Consider the following 23,255-nt stretch of genomic DNA (forward strand, 5'->3'; position numbering starts at 1 on the left):
ATCTCACCACTTCACGCGAATGCCCACCCCCGCATTGACCAAACTGCCCACGCGAGCCACGCCACCCGAAGCCCACTGCTTGCCGAGCTCGCCATACAGACTCGTGCGCTGGCTTACCGCCAGCGTGAAGCCTGCCGCCAGCTCGGTGCTCGTGCCGCCGATCGGCGCGCCCACCGGCGTGATCGCCGCCGGGTTCACGAAGCGCGCGACGTCGTTGCCCTTCGAGCTGCGATAGACGTTCAGGCGCGCATAGGGCTGCAAGGTGCCCGCCCCGGTCGCGAAGCTGCCCTTGATGCGCACGCCCGCGCGTGCGGTCCAGCTGCTGTCCGCGTCCTGCTGCACCAGCGCACCGGGGATCGCCACGTCGTCCAGGCGCAGGCGCTGATGGATCAGCTGCAGCTGCGGCTCCACCGACCAGCCACCGGTGCCCAGCGCAAAGGCCTTGCCGACCTCGATCGAGGCCAGGAAGCTGTTGCCCTTGCCCGTCACGCCCGCGCTCAGCTGCGGCTGCACCGTGTAGCGATGGCGGCCCGCCTGCAGCACCGTGTCGGCATAGAAGCCGTCGTCGCTCGTGAAGGTGCCGTACAGGCCCAGGTACTGGCTGCGCAGGTCGTTGCGGCCCGCGGCGCCGTTCAGGAGTCCGCTGCTGAAGCCGCTGACACGCGTATCGCCTTCGAGCTGGCCCACGTAGATACCCGCGCGCCAGTTCGCATTGGCCCACAGGTCGGTGCCCGCCTGCAGCCCGCTCACGCGGCCCTCGGCATGCGGCGACACGGTGCCGCCCTGGCGGATGTCCATGTCGGTGGAGATCAGGCGGCCCCAGGCCCGGCGGTTGCTGCCGTCCACGCTCTGGCTCGCGCCGCCGCTGCCGCGCACGTCGTCGTCGCCGATGCGCTGGCTCAGGCTCGAGAGCATGGCCAGGTTGCTCTGGCGCAGCTGGTTCGGCAGCGCGGCGAAGAGGGAGGCTTCGGCGCGGTAGGTCGGCAGCGAGGCACCCGGTTCTGCTTCGGTGCGCAGGTACCAGTTCTCGCCCTCGCCGCCCGCATCGCCTGCGTACAGGCGGTACTCGTAGGCGCCGGCGTCGACTCGGCCGCCCGAGAGCACGAAGGCGTCCTTGCTGGTCTGCGCGGTGGTGGTCGCGCCGTTCTTCGCGCTGATCAACTCGATGCCCGCGCCGCTGGTGCGTGCGCCCAGGCCGCCGAGGTTGGTGACCTGCACCGTCGTCTTGCCGCTCGCGCTGGCCGATGCACCGTCGAGCACCAGGCGGTCGGCGATGCCCGGGTTGTCGAGCTTCGCGCCCAGGCGCAGCACGCCGTTGTTGCCGACGTAGGGGCCGGTCAGCGTCAAGGTGGTGCCTGGGACCGTGCCGAGCAGGGAGACCGTACCCGAGTTGTTCAACCCCGCCATCTTCTGGCTGAAGCCGCCGAGGTCGAGCGTGGCGCCGCTGGCGACCACAGCACTCGATGCTGCGCTGAAGGCGTTGGTGGCGCCGGCCTTGAGGGTGCCTGCGGTCACGCGGGTCTCGCCTGCGTAGTTGGCGGTGCCTGCGAGCGTGAGCGTGCCTGCGCCGACCTTGACGAGCGAGCCCGTGGTGCCGGTGATGGCGCCCGAGATCGTGTTGTCAGTGCCAAGCGCACCGGTGGTCAGCGCCTTGGTGCCGAGCACCACATCGCCCGCACCACCGAGCGAGCCAATGCTCGTGCCGGTGGTCGTCAGATCGATGCGCACCTGGCCGCCCGCTGCATTGGTCACCGTGGCGCTTGCAGCGCTCGCGGTGTCCTGCAGGCTCAAGGTGCCCGCGTTGGCGATCGCGAGCTTGCCCGAGTCGGCCTTGCCGCCGAACTGCAGCGTCGCGCCAGAGGCAATGCTGGCAGGCCCCGTGCCCAACGCACCCGTGGTGTCAGTCGTCAACGTGCCCGCATCGACCAGCGTGCCACCGCTGTAGCTGTTGGCGCTGCTCAGCGTCAGCGTGCCCGTGCCGATCTTGCGCAGCTTGCCGGTGCCGCTCATCGTGCCCGCATAGGTACCGGCCGTCTTGCCCTGGTCGAAGGCGACTTCGGCGTTGTTGACGATATTGCCCTGCAGGCTCGTCGCACTGCCCTGCAGCACGCCGCCCTTGACGGTGGTGCCGCCGGTGTAGGTGTTGGTGCCGCCGAGGATCAGCCGGCCCGCGTCCTCCTTCGAGATCCCGCCCGTGCCGCTGAGCGCCACATTGAGGGTCGCGGTCATCGCCGCACCCGCGGCCGTGCCATCGCCCACGCGGATCACCGAGTTGGCGTTGTCCACCACGATGCCATCGCCCTGCACCACATAGCCATCGGTGGCGAACTGCGCACCGGCGATGCGCACCGCGCCGCCAGCCGCATCGACCGTCACGGTGCCGGCCTTGCCGCCGAACACCGCGAACTGGTTCTGCGCCCAGTTGGCGTTGACCTTGCCGTCCATGTCGGTCCAGGCATCCATCGAGGGCTGCGGGTTGCCCACGCGCCAGGTGCCGCTGCCGCCGGCGATCTGGCCGTCGTTGTACTTGGTGCTGTCGCCGCCGTCCCAGAAGTTCAGCGACAGGCCGGCCCTGTTCACCAGGTTCACTTGGTTCGCCACCGAGGTCTGCACCTGCAGGTCCGCCGCCTTGGCCGAGCCCGGCACCGTGCCGATGTCCAGGCCGTTGTCGGTGAAGCTGCCGCCGTAGCTCATGAGCCTGTAGAGGCCCGGGCCGAAGCTGCCGCCTGCCGACTGCGCGATGTTCAGCGTGCCGTCGAGGTTCAGGTTGCCGGTGACGTTGATCAAATCGTTCAACGCGCCGCCGGGAACACCGGCTTGACCCAGTTCGTAGTTCAGCGTGGAGCCGCCGGCTAGGGTCAGTGCTCCTAAGGTCAGCGTGCCGGGGCTGTTGCCCGCCGCGAGGATGCCGCCCTTGTCGATAGTGACCGCGCCCGCGATGCTGCCGCTGCCAGCCAACGTCGCGCCCGATTGCACCTGCACCGCGCCCGTACCCGTCGCGCTGCCGCTCTTGTTGTTCACGCTCAGCGTGCCAGCACCGACTGTGGTGCCGCCGGTATAGGTGTTCGCGCCTGTCAGGGTGAGCGTGCCGCTGCCCACCTTGACGATCGAACCGCCATTGCCGTCGATCGTTCCCGACAAGGTCGCATTGCCATTCAGCCCACCGAGCGTGAGCGCCTTCGCACCAAGTGCGATGTTGCCCGCGCCATCGAGGGTGCCGATGCTCACGCCCGTCGTGGCCTGGTCGATGCGCACCTGCGCACCGGCCGCGTTGCTCACCGTGGCCTTGTCGGCCGTGGCGTCGTCGGCAAAGGCCAGCACGGCCCCCGCGGCATTGACGAGGCTGGCGCTGCCAGCGCTCGCGTTGCCTTGCAGGCGCACCGTACCGCTGTTGGCGACCGACAGGCTGCCGAGTTCGGCCTTGCCGCCGAACTGCAGCGTCGCGCCCGAAGCCACGCTCGCCGCGCCGCTGCCGAGAGCACCGGTGACGTCGGTGGCCAGCGTGCCGGCATCGACGGAGGTACCGCCAGCGTAGCTGTTGGCGCTGCTCAACGTCAGCATGCCCGCGCCGATCTTGCGCAGCTTGCCACTGCCGCTCATCGTGCCCGCATAGTTGCCGGTCTTGGCCTGGTCGAACACGACCTCGGCGTCGTTGACGATGCCGCCCTGCAGGCTCGCCGTGTTGCCTTGCAGCACGCCGGCCTTCACGGTCGTACCGCCCGTGTAGGTGTTGGTTCCGCCGAGGATCAGGCGCCCCACGTCGTCCTTCACCAGACCACCGGCGCCAGTCAGCGCGGCGTTCACCGTGGCCGTGCGATCGACGTCCGTTCCCGAGCCATCACCCACGCGCACCACCGTGCCCGAAGCACCGAGCTCGATCGCATCGCCCTGCAGCACATAGCCATCGGCCGCGAACTGCGCGCCGTTGATGCGCACCGTGCCGCCCGCATTGCTGACCGTGACCGTGCCGCCCGTGCCGCTGAACACCGCGAACTGGTCCTGTGCCCAGGCCGCGTTGATCTTGCCGTCCGCACCGGTCCAGCCGTCGCCCGGCACGCCCACGCGCCAGGTGCCCGTGCCACCCGCGATCTTGCCGTCGTTGTACTTCGTGTTGTCGCCGCCATCCCAGAAGTTCAGCGACAGGCCCGTGCGGTTCACCAGATTGACCTGCTGCGCCACCGAGGTCTGCACCTGCAGGTCCTTGGCCGCGACCGGCGCGCTGCCGATGTCCAGGCCGTTGTCGGTCAGGCTGCCGGTGTAGTCGATCAGGCGATAGATGCCCGCGCCGAACACGCCGCCCTTCGATTGGGCCACGTTGAGCGTGCCGTCGAGTTGCAGATTGCCATTGACCTGCACGCGGTCGTTGAGTGCGCCACCGGCCGTATTGGCCTGGCCCAGGTCGTAGTTGAGCACCGAGCCTTCGGCGAGGTTCAGGCCGCCCAACGTCAGCGTGCCGACGCCTGCGTTGCCCGCCGACAGCACGCCGCCCTTGGCGATGCTGACCGCGCCTGCGACGCTGCCATTGCCCGCCAGGGTGCCCTGTACTTGGACGGCACCAGTGCCCGTCGCGCTACCGCTCGCGTTGTTCACGGCCAGCGTGCCCGCGGCCACCGTGGTACCGCCGGTGTAGGTGTTGGCACCGCTCAGCTCGAGCGTGCCGCTGCCCACCTTGACGACCGAACCACCGGCACCGCCGATCGTCCCCGACACTGCCGTGCTGGTGTTCAGTCCACCCGTGGTCAGAGCCTTCGCTCCGAGCAGCACGTCGCCCGCGCCGCCAAGAGCGCCAACATTCACGCCAGTGCTCGCCTGGTCGATGCGCACCTGCGCCCCGGCCTGGTTCAGCACCGTGGCCTTGGTGGCCGATGCATCGTCCGCGAAGGCCAGCACGCCGCCCGCGGCGTTGGTGATGGTCGACGTGCCTGCGCTCGCCTTGTCCTGGAGGCGCACCGTGCCCTGGTTGCCGATGGCCGTGGTGCCGGCATCGAAGCCGCCACCCAGTTGCAGCGTCGCACCCGAGGCCACGCTCGCCGCGCCGCCGCCGAGCGCGCCGGTCACATCGGTGAGCAAGGTACCCGCGTCGACGAAAGTGCCGCCGGCATAGGCATTGGCCGCGCCGAGCCGCAAGCTGCCCACGCCGAGCTTGCGCAAGCTGCCCGCGCCGCTCACGCTGCCATTGAGCGCCAGCGTACGCGCCGCGTCGATGTCGAAGCGGTTGTTGCCCGCCCCAAGGCTCACCGCACGCGCACTGGCGATGTCGCCCATCACGCGCAAGGTGGTGCCTTCGAGCGCGAGGCCGCCCGCCGCGGCGCCGAGATTGGCATCCGAGGCGATCTGCAGGATGCCGCCCTTGATGGTCGTGCCGCCGCTGTAGCTGTTGCTGCCGTCGAGCACCAGCGTGCCGAGGTCTTCCTTGACCAGGCCGCCCGTGCCGGTCAGCGAGGACGCGATGGTCGCGGTCATGCCGGCGCCGGCATTCGTGCCATCGCCCACGCGCACGGTGGTCGCTGCATTGCCGAGCTCGATCTCGTTACCCTGCACGCGGTAGCCGTTGGTGGCGAACTGCGCGCCGGCGATGCGCACCGTGCCGCCCGCGTTGCTGACCGTCACGGTGCCGGCGCTGCCGCCGAACACAGCGAACTGGTCCTGCACCCAGGCCGCGTTGATCTTGCCGTCCGCACCGGTCCAGCCGTCGCCCGGCACGCCCACGCGCCAGGTGCCCGAACCACCGGCCACCAGGCCGTCGTTGTACTTGCTCGCGTCGCTGCCATCCCAGAAGTTCAAAGACAGGCCCGCGCGATTGACCAGGTTGACCTGCTGCGCCACCGAGGTCTGCACCTGCAGGTCGGCTGCGGCACCCGGCGCGGTGCCGATGTCGAGGCCGTTGTCCGTCAGGCTGCCCGTGTAGCTGATGAGCCGGTACAGGCCCGCGCCGAAGCTGCCGCCCGCGGACTGCGCCACGTTGAGCGTGCCGTCCAGGCGCAGGTCGCCGTTGACGTTGACGAGGTCGTTGAGCGGGCCACCCACCGTGTTGGCCTGGCCCAGGTCGTAGTTCAGTACCGCGCCGTCGGCCAGGCTCAGGCTGCCGAGCGTCAGCGTGCCCACGCCCCCATTGCCCGCCGACAGCACACCGCCCTTGGCGATGTTCACGGAACCGGCGATGCTGCCATTGCCGGCCAGCGTCGCACCGCCCTGGATCTGCACGGCGCCCGAGCCGGTCGCGCTACCGCTCGTGTTGTTGGCCGCGAGCGTGCCGCCCGCCACCGTGGTGCCACCGGTGTAGGTGTTGGCACCGCTGAGTTCGAGCGTGCCGCTGCCCACCTTCACGACCGAGCCACCGCTGCCGCCGATCGTGCCCGACACCGTCGTGCTGGTGTTCAGGCCGCCCGTGGTCAGCGCCTTCGCGCCGAGGGACACCTCACCCGCGCCTTCGAGCGCGCCGATGCCCACGCCCGCGTTGGTGAGGCTGCCGATGCGCAGCTGCCCACCCGCGCCGTTCACCACCGTCGCCTGGTCCGCGCTCACGCGATCGGCCAGGTTGATCACCCCGCCGCTCTCGTTGACCAGGCGTGCCTGGCCCGCGCTCGCATCGTCGAGCAGGTCGACGCGACCGCCCGCGAAGTTCGTGATCCGGGCCTTGCCGCCCTCCGCGTTGAACCACAGCGTGGTCGAGCCGCCGCGGTTCTCGATCACCGAACTGCCCGCGCTCGAGGTGTCGCGGAACTCGACCGAGGCATCCTGGTTCGCCGTGATGGTCGCGTTGCCCGCCGAGCTGCTGTCGCGGAACGCGACGAAGCCGCCGTTGTCGGTCGGCGCGCCGCCGCGCGCGGCCACCGTGATCGCGAGCTTGCCCGCGTCGGCCGTGTTGGTGAAGGCCAGCGAGGCATTGCCCGCCACCGACACCGCTCCCGTGCCCAGCGCGTCCGTGACCAGGGCCTCGACCGAGCCCGCGGCCACATCGGTGCCGCCGACGTATGCATTGGCCGCGCCGAGCTGCAGGGTGCCGGCGCCGGTCTTGCGCAGGCTGCCCGTACCACTGACCGCACCGTTCAGCGCGACGGTCTTGTCGATGTCGAAGCTGTTGACACGCGTGCCCAGGGTCACGGCACGCTTGCTCGCGGTGTCGCCGGTCACATGCAGCGTGGTGCCTTCGAGTGCGAGGCCGCCCGCGGCCGCACCGAGGTTCGCATCCGATGCGATCTGCAGGATGCCGCCCTTGATGGTCGTGCCGCCTGCATAGCTGTTAGTGCCGTCCAGCGCCAGCGTGCCGAGGTCTTCCTTGACCAGGCCGCCCGCACCGATCAGCGAGGACGCGATGGTCGCGGTCATGCCGGCACCAGCCGCACTGCCGTCGCCCACGCGCACGGTGGTCGCCGCAGCGCCCAGCTCGATCGCGTCGCCCTGCACGCGGTAGCCGTTGGTCGCGAACTGCGCACCGGTGATGCGCACGATGCCCTTGTCGTCGTTGACGTCGACGGTGCCGGCGCTGCCGCCGAACACCGCGAACTGCCCCTGCACCCAGGCCGCGTTGATCTTGCCGTCGGCACCGGTCCAGCCATCGCCCGGCACGCCCACGCGCCAGGTGCCCGAACCACCGGCCACCTGGCCGTCGTTGTACTTGCTGTTGTCGCCGCCATCCCAGAAGTTCAGCGACAGGCCCGCGCGATTGACCAGGTTGACCTGTTGGGCCACCGAGGTCTGCACCTGCAGATCGGCCTTGGCGCTCGGCGCCGTACCGATGTCGAGACCGTTGTCCGTCAGGCCACCGGTGTAGTTCATCAGCCGGTAGATGCCCGCGCCGAACTTGCCGCCAGCTGTCTCGCTCACATTGAGCGTTCCGTCGAGCTGCAGGTTGCCGTTGACGTTGACGAGGTCGTTAAAGGCACCGCCGGCAACACCGGCCTGGCCCAGGTCGTAGTTGAGCACCGCGCCATCGGCCAAGCTCAGACTGCCAACCGTCAGCGTGCCCGCACCGCCATTGCCCGCGGAAAGCACACCGCCCTTGGCAACGTTCACCGCACCCGCGATGCTGCCCGTGCCCGCGAGCGTGGCACCCGACTGCACCAGCACCGCACCCGCACCGGTCGCGCTCCCGCTGGCGTTGTTAGCGCTCAGCGTGCCACCCGTCACCGTCGTGCCACCGGTGTAGCTGTTGGCACCTGTGAGCATCAGCGTTCCGCTGCCCACCTTGACCACCGAACCGCCCGCGCCGCCGATCGTTCCCGATACCGTCGTGCTGGTGTTCAGTCCACCGGTGGTCAGTGCCTTCGCGCCCAGCAGCACGTTGCCCGCGCCATCGAGTGCGCCGACGTTCACGCCCGTGGTCGCCTGGTCGATGCGCAGTTGCGCGCCGGCCTGGTTGAGCACCTTGGCCTTGGTGGCCGAGGCGTCGTCCGCGAAGGCCAGCACGCCGCCCGCGGCATTCGTGATAGTGGACGTTCCCGCGCTTGCCTTGTCCTGGAAGCGAACGGTTCCCTGGTTGCCGATCGCGGTGGTGCCGGCGTCGAAGCCACCATCCAGTTGCAGCGTGGCACCCGAAGCCACGCTCGCCGCGCCGCTGCCGAGTGAACCGGTCACACCGGCGGCCAGCGTGCCGACGTCGACGAAGGTGCCGCCCGCGTAGCTGTTGGCCGCGCCGAGCCGCAAGGTGCCCGCGCCGATCTTGCGCAGGCTGCCCGCGCCGCTGATCGTGCCGTTCAGCGCGACGGTCTTGTCGATGTCGAGGCTGTTGCTGCCCGCACCCAGGCTCACGGTGCGCGTGCCGGCGGTGTCGCCCGTCACATGCAGCGTGGTGCCTTCGAGCGCGAGCCCGCCCGTGGCCGCGCCGAGATTCGCATCCGATGCGATCTGCAGGATGCCGCCCTTGATGGTGGTTCCGCCCTCATAGCTGTTGCTGCCGCCGAGCACCAGCGTGCCCAGGTCTTCCTTGACCAGTCCGCCCGCGCCCGTCAGCGAGGACGCGATGGTCGCGGTCATGCCCGCACCGGCATTCGTGCCATCGCCCACGCGCACGGTGGTGGCCGCGCCGCCGAGCTCGATCGCATCGCCCTGCAGCCGGTAGCCACTGGTGGCGAACTGCGCGCCGGTGATGCGCACCATGCCGTTGCCATCGTCCACGTCGACGGTGCCCGCGACGCCGCCGAACACCGCGAACTGGTTCTGCGCCCAGGCCGCGTTGATCTTGCCGTCCGCACCGGTCCACCCGTCGCCCGGCACGCCCACGCGCCAGGTGCCCGAGCCACCGGCGATCTGGCCGTCGTTGTATTTGCTCGCGTCGCTGCCGTCCCAGAAATTCAGGGACAGGCCCGCACGATTGACGAGATTCACCTGCTGCGCCACCGACGTCTGCACCTGCAGGTCAGTCGCCACGCCAGGCGTCGTGCCGATGTCGAGACCGTTGTCGGTCAGGCCACCCGTGTAGTTGATGAGCCGGTAGATGCCCGCGCCGAACACGCCGCCCTTCGACTGCGCCACATTGAGCGTGCCGTCGAGCTGCAGGTTGCCGTTGACGTTGACCAGGTCGTTGAGTGCCCCACCGGCCACGCCCGCCTGGCCCAGGTCGTAGTTCAACACCGCGCCATTGGCGAGACTCAGGCTGCCAACGGTCAGCGTGCCAGCGCCGCCATTGCCGGCCGACAGCACACCACCCTTGGCAATGTTCACCGGGCCCGCGATGCTGCCGGTGCCGGCCAGCGTCGCACCCGATTGCACCTGCACACCGCCCGTGCCCGTCGCGCTGCCGCTCGCATTGTTCGCGGCCAGCGTGCCACCCGTCACCGTGGTGCCGCCCGTGTAGGTGTTGGCACCGCTCAGCGTCAACGTGCCGCCGCCGACCTTGACGAGCGAGCCGCCTGCACCGCCGATCGTGCCCGACACGCTCGTGCTCGTGTTCAATCCGCCCGTGGTCAGCGCCTTCGCGCCCAGCAGCACGTCGCCCGCGCCCCCGAGCGAACCGATGCTCGCACCGCTGGCGACCTGGTCGATGCGCACCTGCGCGCCCGTCGCATTGCTCACCGTGGCCTTGCCGGCCGAGGCATTGTCCGCGAAGGCCAGCACCGCGCCCGCGGCGTTGGTGATCGTCGACGTGCCCGCGCTCGCGTTGTCCTGGAAGCGCACCGTGCCCTGGTTGCCGATGGCCGCGCCGCCGCTGGCAAAACTGCCACCCAGTTGCAACGTGGCGCCCGAAGCCACGGCGGCAGCGCCGCTGCCGATCGCACCGCTCACATCGGTGGTCAAGGTGCCCGCATCGACGAAGGTGCCGCCTGTGTAGCCATTGGCCGCGCCGAGCCGCAAGGTACCCGCGCCGATCTTGCGCAGGCTGCCCGCGCCGCTCACGGTGCCGACGAGCGCCAGCGTGCGAGCGGTGTCGACATCGAAGCGGTTGTCGCCGGCGCCCAGGCTCACGGCACGCGCACTCGAGGTGTCGCTCGTCACGCGCAAGGTGCTGCCTTCGAGCGCGAGACCGCCCGAGGCCGCGCCGAGGTTCGCATCCGAGGCGATCTGCAGGATGCCGCCCTTGATGGTGGTGCCGCCCGCATAGCTGTTGCTGCCGTCGAGCACCAGCGTGCCCAGGTCTTCCTTCACGAGGCCGCCCGCGCCGGTCAGCGAGGACGCAATGGTCGCGGTCATTCCCGCGCCCGCCGCGCTCCCATCGCCGACGCGCACCGTGGTCGCCGCGTTGCCCAACTCGATCGCGTTGCCTTGCACACGGTAACCACCGGTGGCGAACTGCGCACCGGCGATGCGCACCGTGCCGCCGGCGGCGCTGACCGTCACGGTGCCGGCCTTGCCGCCGAACACCGCGAACTGGTCCTGCGCCCAGGCCGCATTGATCTTGCCGTCCGCGCCGGTCCAGCTGTCGCCCGGAATCCCCACGCGCCAGGTGCCGCTGCCCCCCGCGATCTGCGCGTCGTTGTACTTGCTCGCGTCGCTGCCGTCCCAGAAGTTCAGCGACAGGCCCGAGCGATTGACCAGGTTGACCTGCTGCGCCACCGAGGTCTGCACTTGCAGGTCGGTCTTGGCGCCCGGCGCCGTGCCGATGTCCAGACCGTTGTCGGTCAGCCCGCCCGTGTAGTTGATCAGCCGGTAGATGCCCGCGCCGAACTTGCCGCCGGCCGTCTCGGCCACATTGAGCGTGCCGTCGAGCTGCAGGTTGCCGTTGACATTGACGAGGTCGTTGAGCGCGCCGCCGGCCACGCCCGCCTGACCCAGGTCGTAGTTGAGCACCGCGCCATCGGCCAGGCTCAGGCCGCCCAGCGTCAGCGTGCCCGCGCCGCCGTTGCCCGCCGACAGCACACCGCCCTTGGCAATGCTCACCGCGCCCGCGATGCTGCCGGTGCCCGCGAGCGTCGCACCCGACTGCACCTGCACGGCGCCCGTGCCGGTCGCGCTGCCGCTCGCGTTGTTCGCGGCCAGCGTGCCGCCCGTCACCGTGGTGCCGCCGGTGTAGCTGTTGGCGCCCGTGAGCGTCAGCGTGCCGCTGCCCACCTTGACCACCGAGCCACCCGCGCCGCTGATCGTGCCCGACACCGTCGTACTCGTGTTCAGCCCGCCCGTGGTCAGCGCCTTCGCGCCCAGCAGCACATTGCCCGCGCCGCCGAGCGCACCGACGTTCACGCCGGTCGTCGACTGGTCGATGCGCACCTGCGCGCCGGCCGCGTTGCTCACCGAGGCCTTGCTGGCCGACGCGGCATCCGCGAAGACCAGCACGCCGCCGGTGGCATTGGTGATGGCCGACGTGCCCGCGCTCGCGGTGTCCTGGAAGCGCACCGTGCCCTGGTTGCCGATGGCCGCGCCGCCGGCGGCAAAACCGCCACCCAGTTGCAAGGTCGCACCCGCAGCCACGCTCGCCGCGCCGCTGCCGAGCGCACCGGTCACGTCGGTGGCCAGGGTGCCCGCATCGACGAAGGTGCCGCCGGCATACGCATTGGCCGCGCCGAGCCGCAAGGTGCCCGCGCCGATCTTGCGCAGGCTGCCCGCTCCGCTCACGGCACCGTTCAATGCCAGCGTGCGCGCCGCGTCGACGTCGAGGCGGTTGTTGCCCGCGCCCAGGCTCACGGCGCGCGCGCTGGCGATATCGCCCGTCGCATGCAGCGTCGCGCCCGCGAGCGCGAGGCCACCCGCGGCCGCGCCGAGGTTGGCGTCCGAAGCGATCTGCAGGATGCCGCCCTTGACCGTGGTGCCGCCTGCATAGCTGTTGCTGCCGCCGAGCACCAGCGTGCCCAGGTCGTCCTTCACGAGGCCGCCGGTGCCCGTGATCGCCGCGTCGATGGTCGCGCTCATGCCCGCGCCCGCGGCGGTGCCATCGCCGACGCGGATGACCGAGCCCGCCGTGTTCATCGTGAGCGCATCGCCGCCGATGGTGTAGCCGTCGACCGCGAACTGCGCGCCGCCCAGGCGCACCGCGCCGCCCACGCCCTTGTTGTCGACCGTGACGGCGCCGGCCTTGCCGGCGAACACGGCGAAGCCGTCCTGCACCCAGGTGCCGTTGGCCAGGCCATTGGCATCGGTCCAGTTGTCGCCCGGCCCGCCCGCGCGCCAGATGCCGCTGCCGCCGGCAATCTTGCCGTCGTTGACGTTGGCGGCGTTGCCGCCGTCCCAGAGGTTGAGCACCAGCCCGTCGGTGTTCAGCAGGTTGACCTGGTTGGCCACCGAGGTCTGCAACCAGAGCTTGCTCGCATCGGTGGGCGCCGTGCCGATCACCAGCCCGTTGTCGGTCAGCGTGCCGGTGTAGTTGATGAGGCGGTACAGCCCCGCGCCGAACTTGCCGCCCGCGGTCTCGCTCACGTTGAGCGTGCCATCGAGCCGCAGGTTGCCGTTGACGTTGATCAGGTCGTTGAGCGATCCGCCCGCCACGCCGGCCTGGCCCAGCTGGTAGTTCAGCACCGACCCCGCATTGAGGGCCAGGCCGCCCACGGTCAGCGTGCCCGCGCCGTTGCCGGGGTTCACCGCGCCGCCGTTCGCCACGGTGACCGTGCCCGCGATGGTGCCCGTGCCGGCCAGCGTCGCGCCCGACTGCACCTGCACCGCGCCCGTGCCGGTGGCGCTGCCGCTCTTGTTGGTCACGCTCAGCGTGCCCGCGGCCACCGTGGTGCCGCCGGTGTAGCTGTTGGCGCCGCTCAGCGTGAGCGTGCCGGCGCCGACCTTGACGATCGAGCCGCCGGTGCCCGATCCCGGCTGCGCGAAGACGCTGCCCTTGTCGCTGACGACACCCGAGAGCGTGTCGTTGCCGCCGAAACCGCCCACCGTGAGACGCGTGGCACCGAGCACCACCGCGCCCGAGCCCGAGAGCGAGCCGAGTTCGACGCCGGTCTTGGCGGTCGAGCCCGAGACATCGACCGTGCCCGTCGACTTGACGACGGTGCTCGTGGTGCCGGTCGCAGTGTCGGCGAACTGCAGCATGCCGCCCTGGTTGTCGATCGCCGCCTTGGCCGCCGACGACGCACCGATGAAGGACAGCAGGCTGTTGGCGCCGTTGGTGATCGTCGCGCTGCCCGCGCTCGACTTCGCCGCGAAGACGACCGCCGCGCCCTTGTTGTTGATGCTGGCGCTGGCGCCGACGGCGCCGTCGAGGAACTGCAGCGAGTTGCGGTCGGGGTCCTGCCAGCCCGCGCCGAACAGCGCGATCTTGGCCGCGGCGGCCGTCGCGTTCTGCGCGAAGGCCAGCGTGTTGCCGCCGGACACGCCGGCCGTGCCGACGATGTAGTTGTTGGAGCCGGCGCCGCCGCCGGTGGAGAAGACCAGCGAGGTGTCGCTGTCGACCTGCCGCACGTCGCCGCTGCCCAGCGCGCCGGCGGCAAAGGCCGTGAGGCTGGCGCCGCCGCGCAGCGAGGTGCCGCCCGCGAAGCTGTTGGCCTTGGAGAGCAGCAGCGTGCCACCCTTGCCGGTGACGGTGAGCGCGCCCTTGCCGCTGAGCACGCCATCGACCTCGTAGGCGTTGTTCGCCAGGTCCAGCGTGCCGCCGCCCGTGCCGAGCGCGATGTCGCGCGCGGTGCCCAGCGGACCCGAGCCCGCGGCGATGGCCAGCGTGCCGCCGTCGAGCGCGAGATCGCCGGCCGCGGCACCGAGGTTGGCATCGGAGGAGATCCGCAGCACGCCGGCCTTCACCGTGGTGCCGCCCGTGTAGCTGTTCTTGCCGCTGAGCACCAGCGTGCCGCCGTCGTCCTTCACCAGGCCGCCGGCACCGCCGATCGCGGCGGCGATGGTGGCGCTCATGCCCGTGCTCGCCGCGGTGCCGTCGCCCACGCGCACCACGGTGGCGGGCGCATCGATGGCGAGCGCGCTGCCGTTCACCGTGTAGCCGCTGACGGCGAACTGCGCGCCGCCCATTCGCACCGCGCCGCCCGGGCCGGTGTTGTCGACCGTGACGGTGCCGGGCGCGCCCGCGAAGATCGCGAAGCCGCCCTGCTGCCAGCTCGCATTGAGCTTGCCGTCGACGCCGGTCCAGTTGGTCGACGGGCCGCCCGCGCGCCAGGTGCCGCTGCCGCCGCTGACCTTGCCGTCGTTGATGTTGGCGCTGCCCGCGCCGTCCCACATGTTGAGCGCGAGGCCGCTGGCGTTCAGCAGGTTGACCTGGTTCGCGATCGAGGTCTGCACCTGCAGGTTGGCGGCGCTCGTGGGCGCGGTGCCGATGTCCAGGCCGTTGTCGGTCAGCGTGCCGGTGTAGTTGATGAGGCGGTACAGCCCCGCGCCGAACTTGCCGCCGGCCGTCTGCGCCACGTTGAGCGTGCCGTCGAGCTGCAGGTTGCCGTTGACGTTGATCAGGTCGTTGAGCGAACCGCCCGCCACGCTGGCCTGGCCCAGGTCGTAGTCGAGCACCGCGCCGCTGGCCAGGTTCAAGCCGCCGAGCGTCAGCGTGCCGGCGCCCCCATTGCCGGCCGACAGCACGCCGCCATTGGCCACGCTCACCGTGCCCGCGATGCTGCCGGTGCCCGCGAGCGTCGCGCCCGACTGCACCTGCACCGCGCCCGTGCCGGTGGCGCTGCCGCTCGCGTTGTTCGCGGCCAGCGTGCCGGCCGCCACCGTGGTGCCGCCGGTGTAGGTGTTCGCGCCCGTCAGCGCGAGCGTGCCCGTGCCCACCTTGACCACCGAGCCGCCCGTGCCCGCGCCCGGCTGGGCGAAGGCGCTGCCCTTGTCGCTCACGATGCCCGAGATCGTGCCGCTGGCATTCAGGCCACCCAGCGTGAGCCGCGTGGCGCCCAGCACCACGTTGCCCGCGCCCGAGAGCGCGCCGAGCGAGAGGCCGGTCTTGGCGGTCACGCCCGAGACGTCGACCACGCCGCCCGCGGCATTGGTCAGCGTCGCGTTCGCGCCCGTCGAACTCTCGGCGAAGTAGACCGTGCCGCCCTTCGCGTTGGCGATCTTCGCGCTGCCGGCCGTGGCGGTATCGGCGAAGCTCACGAGGCTGTTGGCGCCGTTCGAGATCGTGGCGCTGCCCGCGCTCGCGCTCTGCTGGAAGGAGACCGCGCCGCCCAGGTTGCCGATGGTGGAGGTGCCGGCATTGGAGGTGTCGCCGAACTGCACGGTGTTCGCCGTGGCCGATTGGCCGCCGCTGCCGTTCACGTCGATGTCCGCGCTGCCGGCCGTCGCGTTCTGCGCGAAGACCAGTCGGTTGTCGCTGTCGGACGTGCCCGCGCGCCCGACGGTGTAGCTGTTGGCGCCGGCGCTGGCCGCGTTGAACAGCGTCACCCGCGAGCCGCTGCCCTGTTGCCGCACCGGGCCGCTGCCGAAGGCGCCACTCACGCCGGCGGTCACGCCCGCGGCGCCCTGCACCACGGTGCCGCCCTTGTAACTGCTGGCCACCGCCAAGTTCAGCACGCCACCCTTGCCGGTGACGCTCAGCGCGCCATTGCCACTGATGGCACCGCCGAAGCCCCAGGTCGAATTGCCGAGGTCGATGCTGCCGCCGCCCGCGCCCAGCGCCAGCGCGCGCGCGCTGGCGAGCGACCCGCTGCCGGTCGCGATGCGCAGCGTGCCGCCGTCGAGCGCGAGGCCCTTGCCGGCCGCGCCGAGGTTGTTGTCGGCCGAGAACTGCAGGATGCCGCCCTTGACCGTGGTGCCGCCCGTGTAGCTGTTCTTGCCGCTGACGATCAGCACGCCGCCGTCGTCCTTGACCAGCCCGCCGGTGCCGCCGATCGCGGCCGCGATGGTCGCGGTCATGCCCGCGCTCGCGGCCGTGCCGTCGCCCACGCGCACCACGGTGTTCGCCGCGTTGATGGTGAGCGGGTCGCCGTTGATCGTGTAGCCGTCGACCGCGAACTGCGCGCCCCCGATGCGCACCGCGCCGCCCGCGCCGTTGTTGGCGACCGTGACGGTGCCGGCCTTGCCGCTGAACACCGCGAAGCCGTCCTGCACCCAGGTGCCGTTGGCCAGGCCGTTGGCATCGGTCCAGTTGTCGCCGGGCGAACCGGCGCGCCAGGTGCCGCTTCCGCCCTCGACCTGGCCGTTGTTGAAGGCCGCGGCATTGCTGCCGTCCCACAGGTTGAGCGTGAGGCCGCCGGTATTGACCAGGTTGACCTGGTTGGCCGTATTCGTCTGCAGCGTGAGGTAGCTCAGCGGGGTCGGCGCGCTGCCGATCGTCATCGCATTGGCGGTGAGCGTTCCCGTGTAGTTGATGAGCCGGTAGATGCCCGCGCTGAAGCTGCCGCCGGCCGACTGGGCGAGGTTGAGGGTGCCCGCCAGCGAGAGATTGCCGTTGACGGTCAGCAGGTCGTTGTAGGCCCCACCGACCACGCCCGCCTTGCCGAGCTGCATCTCGAGCGTCGAGCCCGCGGCGAGCGTGAGCGCGCCGGTGGTCAGCGCGCCCACGCCGCCGTTGCCGACCGACAGGCGCGCACCGAGCGCCACGTTCACGGGACCGGCGATCGCGCCGCTGCCCATGAGCGTGGCGCCCGTCTGCACCTGCACCGCGCCCGTGCCCGTGGCGCTGCCGCTCGCGTTGTTGATGCTCAAGGTGCCCGCGGTCACCGTGGTGCCGCCGGTGTAGGTGCTCGCGCCGCCCAGCGTGAGCGTGGCGGTGCCCTGCTTCACGATGCTGCCGGCGCCCGAGATCGGCCCATTGAGCGTGAGGCTCGGCCCGGAGATCGCCAGCGAGTTCGACTTGCCGATGGCGAAGGCATTGCCCAGCGTCAGCGCCGCGTTGCCCGACAGCGCCGTGTCGCCCTCGATCGACACCGCACCCGTGCCCAGCGCGGTGTTGCTGCCGAGCACGACCGTGTTGTCCGCGAAGCTCGTGCCGCCCGCATAGCTGTTCGCGCCGAGCAGCGAGACCTTGCCGCCGATGCCGCGCAGGTCGAGCGAGCCCGCACCCGACACCGTGCCGTTGAAGCTCACCGCGCCCGGCGTCTGCACGCTGAGCACGCCGGCACCGGTGCTGGTGCTCAGGCCGACCGCGTTGAGCGCGAGCGCGCCCGGACTCATGAGCGTGACGGCTCCGCCGATGTCGAGCGCGGCACCGCCGATCGCCTTCGCGCTCGCGGCCAGCAGCGAGCCGGCGTTGGCCGTGAAGCTGCCGGTGAAGGCGCTGTTGTTGCCGCTCAGCGTGAGCGTGCCGCTGCCGCTCTTGATCAGCGTGCCGCCGCCGCTGAAGTCGCTGGCGATCGTGGTGCTGGTGCCGTCGGCCATGCGCAGCGACGAACCGGCTGCGAGCGCGATCTTGCTGCCCGCCACGCCCGAGAGGTTGCCCACGGCGGCGTTGCCCGAATCGGTGTGCAGCAGCGTGCCCGCGGCGGCCAGGCTCAGCGCGGTGCCGGCGCCGAAGGTGCCGCCCGAGGCGAAGCCCAGCGCGCCCGCGTTGACCGTCGCGGTGCGCGGTGCCATCGAGCGGTTGATCACCCAGTCGCCGCTGTCCTCCTTGAACAGGTCGCCGCCGAAGGTGGTGGTGCCCGTGGCCGCCTGCGAATAGATCTGCGTGCCCGCTCCCGCCAGCGTCAGCGTCGATCCGGTCTTGGAGCCGATGCTGAGGTCGCCGACGATACGGCTGCCCACGCGCAAGGTGACCCGTTGCACCAGGCCGCCATCGAAGATGGCGCTGCCTTGCAGCAGACCGCCGTTGTCGAGCGTGAGCGAGGTCGCTTGGCCGTAAATGCTGGCGGCGGCACCCGAGATGGTGGAGCCCAGGGTGTTGGTGATGCTGGCGCTGCCGCCGCCGAAACCCAGCCCGAGGTAGTTGCCCGTGCTGGTGATGCGGCTGTTGCCGGTGTTGACGATGGTGCCGCCGCCGTAGATCAGCGCGCCCGCGAGGCCCTCGATGATGCCGCCGTTCGAATTGGTCAGCGTGACCGGCCCGCCCGTCACCTGGATCGCGCGGTCGGTGCTGCGGATGATGCCGCCGTTGTTGTTGATGACCGCGTTGCCGCCGAGCACCACGCCCGACGTGCCGCTGATGGTGCCGGTGTTGTTGACCGTGATGTTGGCGCCCGTGTAGATGCCCCAGGTGCCGTCGCCGAGCTTGGCGATCTCGCCGCTGTTGTTGATCGTGCCGCCGTTCGAAACGCCGACCCAGCCCGGCGTGGTGCCCGTGCAGGTGAGCACGTTGCCCGCGAGCGTGCACACCGCCGAAGCCGTTCCGCTCAACAGGAAGAGCGGCACGCCCAGCAGCGGCGCCACCAGGCTCGCGCCGCTCAACGCGCGCCGGCCACCGCTGCGCTTGCCGCGCGCGCGCGCCGTCTCGCAGACGGCCACCCAGGCTCCGAGCGCTGCGTTCCAGATGGTTTTGTAGACGACGTTCATCGGCGGTTCTCCATGGGCCGCGCATGCAAGGCGTCGCGGCGGAAATCGGGTCGGGCGCGGCAGGCGATGCATGAGGAAGCGGGCACGGTCGATGCAGCCGACGACCGCGGGTCGATGGCTGGCGTGCTGCTTTTCATGGGGTCTCCTCCTGCCATGCAAGCGCGAATGCGCATGGCGCGTGCGGCATCACTGCGTTGCCGCTTGGAGGGAAATTCTCAAAGGCCGGTGTCCGATTTGCACCTTACTTTTTCTTGCAACGGACACCCCAAACACCCCCGGGAAACCGTGGTTCCGGGAGCAAAGGAATGCATTGGTTCTCGCATCGCGCGTGGCCGTGCGCGCGCTGCTCAAGGCTCGATGCGCGCGTCCCCCTGGAAGCTGTAGCCCTCGCCGCGCACCGCGACGATCGGCAGCTTCTCGCCGCAGGCCTGCTCGGCCTTGCGGCGCAGCCGCGAGACCGTGACATCGAGGTTGCGCTCGTAAGCTTCGAGCCCGGGGCGCCCCATCGCCGCGAGCAGCGTGCCGCGGTCCACCACTTCGCGCGGCTGCTCGATCAGGCATTGCAGAAGCCGTGCTTCCGCGTTCGACAGCTGCACGCGCTCGCCGGCCGGCGACAGCAGCAGCCAGGTGGTGTAGTGATAGCGCCAGGGCACGTGCGCGGCGAGCTCGCCGGCCTGCGCGGCACTGGGCTCGCGCGCGCCCTGCCCCGGCGTCTCCTGGCTGCGTTGCAGCAGGTTGTGCAGCACCATCTCGAGCTCGCGCAGGTTCACCGGCTTCACGAGGTAGTAGTCGGCGCCCAGACCCAGACCATGCAGCCGGTCGTTGAGCATGCCGCGCGCGGTCAGCATCACGATGCGCATGGCGCTGCGCGAGCGCAGGCGCGCCAGCACGCTGAAGCCGTCCTCGCCCGGCAGGTTGACGTCGCACACCACGGCATCGAAGTCCTGCCGCTCGAGCTCCGCGTCGAGCTTCTCGGCGCTCTCCACGCCGTACGCGAGCATACCCACGCCGCGCAGGTAGCGCAGCACCGTGTCGCGCAGGTCGTCGTCGTCCTCGATGACCAGCACGCGGGTCGCGGCGCTCACCGGCGGCCTCCGTGCACGGCCATCGGCAGCGCGACCGCGCCGCGCGCTGGCGCCGGCTCGGCGCTGCCGAGCAGCGGCAGCGTCAGCGTCAGCACGGCCCCCTCGCTGGCGCCGTTGGCGGCGACCACGCTGCCGCCATGGACCGTGGCGATGCGGTGCACCATGTGCAGGCCCAGCCCGATGCCCGGGATGCGCCGCACGCCGGCCGCGCGGTAGAAGCGCTCGAACACATGCGTCAGGTCCTGCGGCATGAAGCCCGGGCCTTCGTCGCACACCTGGATGCAGACGCCCGGTATCGCATCGCCTTCGGGAAAGCCGTCGGCACGGCAGCGGCGGATGCCGGCGCGCACGCGCACCGGCGAATGCGGCGGCGCGTACTTGATGGCGTTGGTCAGCAGGTTGTCCATCGCGATGTGCATCAGCGTCTCGTCCGCCAGCACCGGCAGCTCGCGCGCATCGAGCTGCAGCGAGATGCGACCGCCGGCCATGCCCTCGTTGTGCTCCTCGATCTTCTCGCGCAGGAACACCGCGAGCTCGAGCGGCGCCAGGTGCAGGTTGTTGCTCGAGGCATCGAGCCATTCGTCGGCCAGCAGGGTGTCGACCAGGTCGCGCATGCGAAAGACCGTGCGGCCGATCTTCTCGGCTTCCCTCTTGACCTCCTCGCGCGCCAGGCCGAGCCGGTCGTCCGAGAGGATCTGCGCCGAGCCGCCGATCGTGCCGAGCGGCGTGCGGAACTCGTGCGACACCATGGCCAGCAGGCCGCGCTGCTCGCGCAGCGCCAGCGCCAGTTGGTCGTGGGTGCGATGGTGCTGGGCGATCTCCTGGCGCAGGTCGTGGGTGCGTTCGTTCACGCGCCGCGCCAGGCGCGCGCGGTGCCGCAGCGACAGCGAGAGCGCCCGCCGCTCGCGCTGGCGCACGCGCCAGCCCAGCGCGAAGAAGAAGGCCATGATGTGGAGGATGCTGCCGATCGCGTAGCTGGACTGGGTGACCAGCGTGTAGGGCAGCCACTGCAGGTTCTTGGCGAAGTGCATCGCGCCCATCATCAGGTAGACCGCATAGCCGATCAGTCCCGGCCAGGCCTGGAGGTTGCGGCGCAGCGCCACCGCGCACATCGGCACGATGCAGACGGCGAACAGCACCCAGGCCATGTTCAGCGGGCGCGCGACACGGCCGTAGCCGCCGGCGATGGCGATCGCGCAGCCTGCGAGGCACAGCAAGGTCATGACCTGGAACACGCGATTCATGCGCGGGAACTGCCGGTCCATGTCCAGCAGCACGCGGGCGAACGCGAAGGCGGCGGCCGTGTGCAGGCAGACCGCGAAGTTGTGCAGGCGGACGGCGGCCCGCGGGTCGTCCTGCAGCCACAGCGCCGCCGGCAGGCCCTCCGAGCTCGCGAACAACAGCGCGAGCGTGAACAGGTAGCCGGCATAGGCGAGGAAGCGCCGGTCGGGCAGCGCGATGCCCATCATCAGGCTGACCACCGCCATCAGCAGGGCCATGCCGGTGACCGCCGCATCGACGTAGTTGAGCTCCTGCTGCACCACCGCCTGCTCGCGCAGCGGCGACACCCCGCCCGCGAGGCTCAGCGAACGGTCGCCCGCGAGGCGCACCCAGACCCAGCGCGGCTCGGTGTCGCGCAGCTCGGGCAGCCGCGTCGCGGGGATCGACCAGGGCAGCTCGCGCTGCGAGCCGGCACGCATCCCGCCGAGTTCGCGGTGGACGAAGCCGCCGCCCGCGCCGCCTTCGGCATCGGGCCACCACACGTCGATGTAGTCCGCGTAGGGTGCGTTGAGCCGCAGCCACCAGCCGCCCTCGAGCGGACGCGCCACCTCCTCGGGAGAGGCCTGGATCCGGAAGCGCACCCACCACGCGCCCCGGGCGTAGCCGCCGTTGAAGACATTCGCGAGCGTCTCGAACTGCTGCCGATAGGGAGGCGCGGCGACCTGTTCGCGCGTGAGCAGGCCGGTCTTGTCGTGGAAGGCCTCCAGATGCCCGATGAAGTTGCGCTCGCGGATGCTCAGTGCGGTGTCGAGCCGCAGCGGCTCCACCTGCGCATGGCTCGGCAGTGCCAGGCAGGCCAGCAGCAAGAGGGCGAGCCATGTCCCGAGATGCTTCAGGCGTGGGGCAATGAACAAAGTGGCCGTCCGGGTCCTCGAATTCATGCAGGGGGCTTCGCGAGAATGGATGTGCTCGTCCGTGGGTGCTGCGTCTACCGATATCCGTGGCACCCGCTCGCCGCCCTCGGGATCGCGCGACCTGGGTGCCGTCGCCGCGCCGGATTCTGGGGCGCGGGTCCCGAGTTTGCACCTTACTTTTTCTTTCATGCGCCCGATCGCGGGCACTGACAGCATTCCGACAGCCGGCCCCAGGCACCATGCGGCCTTCTGGAAAAAAACGGAGACAAGACCGATGCGCCTCGACCTTCCCCAACACCTGGGTTCGCCCACCCGCCGCCAATGGTTGCAATCGGGCAGCGCGCTCGCCCTCGGCGGCCTGCTGCCGGGCTTCGCGGGCCTCGCCCGCGCCGACGACACCTGGCCCAACAAGGCCGTGCGCTTCGTCGTGCCTTTCGCGCCGGGCGGCAGCTCGGAGATCGTGGCGCGCTCGACCGCGGTCGAGCTGTCGCGCACGCTGGGCCAGAACGTGTTCGTCGACAACAAGCCCGGCGCGGCCGGCAACATCGCCATGAGCGAGGTGGCGCGCAGCACCGACCAGCACACGCTGATCCTCGGCCACATCGGCACGCTGGCGGTCAACCCGTACATCTTCGCCAAGCTGCCCTACGACGCGAACAAGGACTTCAAGCCCGTGAGCCTGCTGGCCAAGGTGCCCAGCCTCTACGTGGTGCACCCCGACGTGCCCGCGAAGAACCTCAAGGAGTTCATCGCCTATGCCAAGAGCAAGCCCGGCAAGCTCAGCTACGGCTCGGCCGGCAACGGCAGCGCGGGCCACCTCGCCTTCGAGTACCTGAAGATGACTTCCGAGGTCTTCATGCTGCACGTGCCCTACCGCGGCACCGGCCCGATGGTGACCGACCTGCTCTCGGGCCGGCTCGATGCCTCGGCCATCGGCGCGGCGGCGGTCATCCCCTTCATCAAGGCCGGCAAGGTGCGCTGCATCGCCACCGGCTCGGCCAAGCGGCTGGCCCAGCTGCCCGACGTGCCGACCGTGGCCGAGCAGGGCTTCCCGGGCTTCGAGATGACGCAGTGGTACGGCATGCTCGCGCCGGCCGGCATCACGCCGGCCCAGCTCGCCAAGCTCTCGGCCGAGACCATGAACGCCGTGAAGGCGCCCGAGTCGATGCGCCGCCTGACCGGCGACGCGGCCGAGGCCGTCGGCGGCACGCCCGAGCAGTTCGCGCAGTTCATCGCGAGCGAGCAGGCGCGCTGGCAGAAGGTGATCGCGCGGGCGGGCATCAAGCCCGATTGAGCGCGGACCTGC

5 protein-coding genes are annotated in these 23,255 nt (G+C 70.8%); 1 reads left to right on the forward strand and 4 read right to left on the reverse strand.

Annotated features, from left to right (window positions below):
* Positions 1 to 3: 3 nt before the first annotated feature.
* The 4 genes from AC1HIL_RS24460 to AC1HIL_RS24475 all read right to left on the reverse strand — a co-directional run bounded on the left by AC1HIL_RS24460 (position 4) and on the right by AC1HIL_RS24475 (position 21,901).
* Entirely contained in the window at positions 4 to 18,729 is an 18,726-nt protein-coding gene (locus AC1HIL_RS24460; RefSeq protein WP_479670237.1) for an autotransporter-associated beta strand repeat-containing protein, read from the reverse strand.
* The gene (locus AC1HIL_RS24465) at positions 18,726 to 18,866 is read right to left on the reverse strand and encodes a hypothetical protein (protein WP_261216540.1); all 141 of its coding nucleotides are present in this window, start codon (positions 18,864 to 18,866) and stop codon (positions 18,726 to 18,728) included. The genes AC1HIL_RS24460 and AC1HIL_RS24465 overlap by 4 nt, the downstream gene beginning before the upstream one ends.
* A gap of 210 nt (positions 18,867 to 19,076) precedes the next feature.
* Positions 19,077 to 19,814: a response regulator transcription factor gene (locus tag AC1HIL_RS24470; RefSeq protein WP_057593621.1), complete on the reverse strand. Its 738-nt coding sequence runs from the start codon at positions 19,812 to 19,814 to the stop codon at positions 19,077 to 19,079.
* A complete protein-coding gene (locus AC1HIL_RS24475; protein WP_479670238.1) occupies positions 19,811 to 21,901 on the reverse strand; it encodes a sensor histidine kinase in 2,091 nt (696 codons plus the stop codon). The genes AC1HIL_RS24470 and AC1HIL_RS24475 overlap by 4 nt, the downstream gene beginning before the upstream one ends.
* A 322-nt stretch (positions 21,902 to 22,223) precedes the next feature.
* Here AC1HIL_RS24475 and AC1HIL_RS24480 point away from each other — a divergent pair, with 322 nt between their 5' ends.
* A complete protein-coding gene (locus AC1HIL_RS24480; RefSeq protein ID WP_057593620.1) occupies positions 22,224 to 23,243 on the forward strand; it encodes a Bug family tripartite tricarboxylate transporter substrate binding protein in 1,020 nt (339 codons plus the stop codon).
* Positions 23,244 to 23,255 lie beyond the last annotated feature (12 nt).

This window comes from Variovorax sp. ISS6 (genome assembly GCF_056523145.1).

Excerpts from the sequence above, each read along its gene's own strand:
- AC1HIL_RS24465 (WP_261216540.1), bottom strand. The coding sequence starts at position 18,866 with ATGAAAAGCAGCACGCCAGCCATCGACCCGCGGTCGTCGGCTGCATCG.
- AC1HIL_RS24480 (WP_057593620.1), top strand. The coding sequence starts at position 22,224 with ATGCGCCTCGACCTTCCCCAACACCTGGGTTCGCCCACCCGCCGCCAA.
- AC1HIL_RS24460 (WP_479670237.1), bottom strand. The coding sequence starts at position 18,729 with ATGAACGTCGTCTACAAAACCATCTGGAACGCAGCGCTCGGAGCCTGG.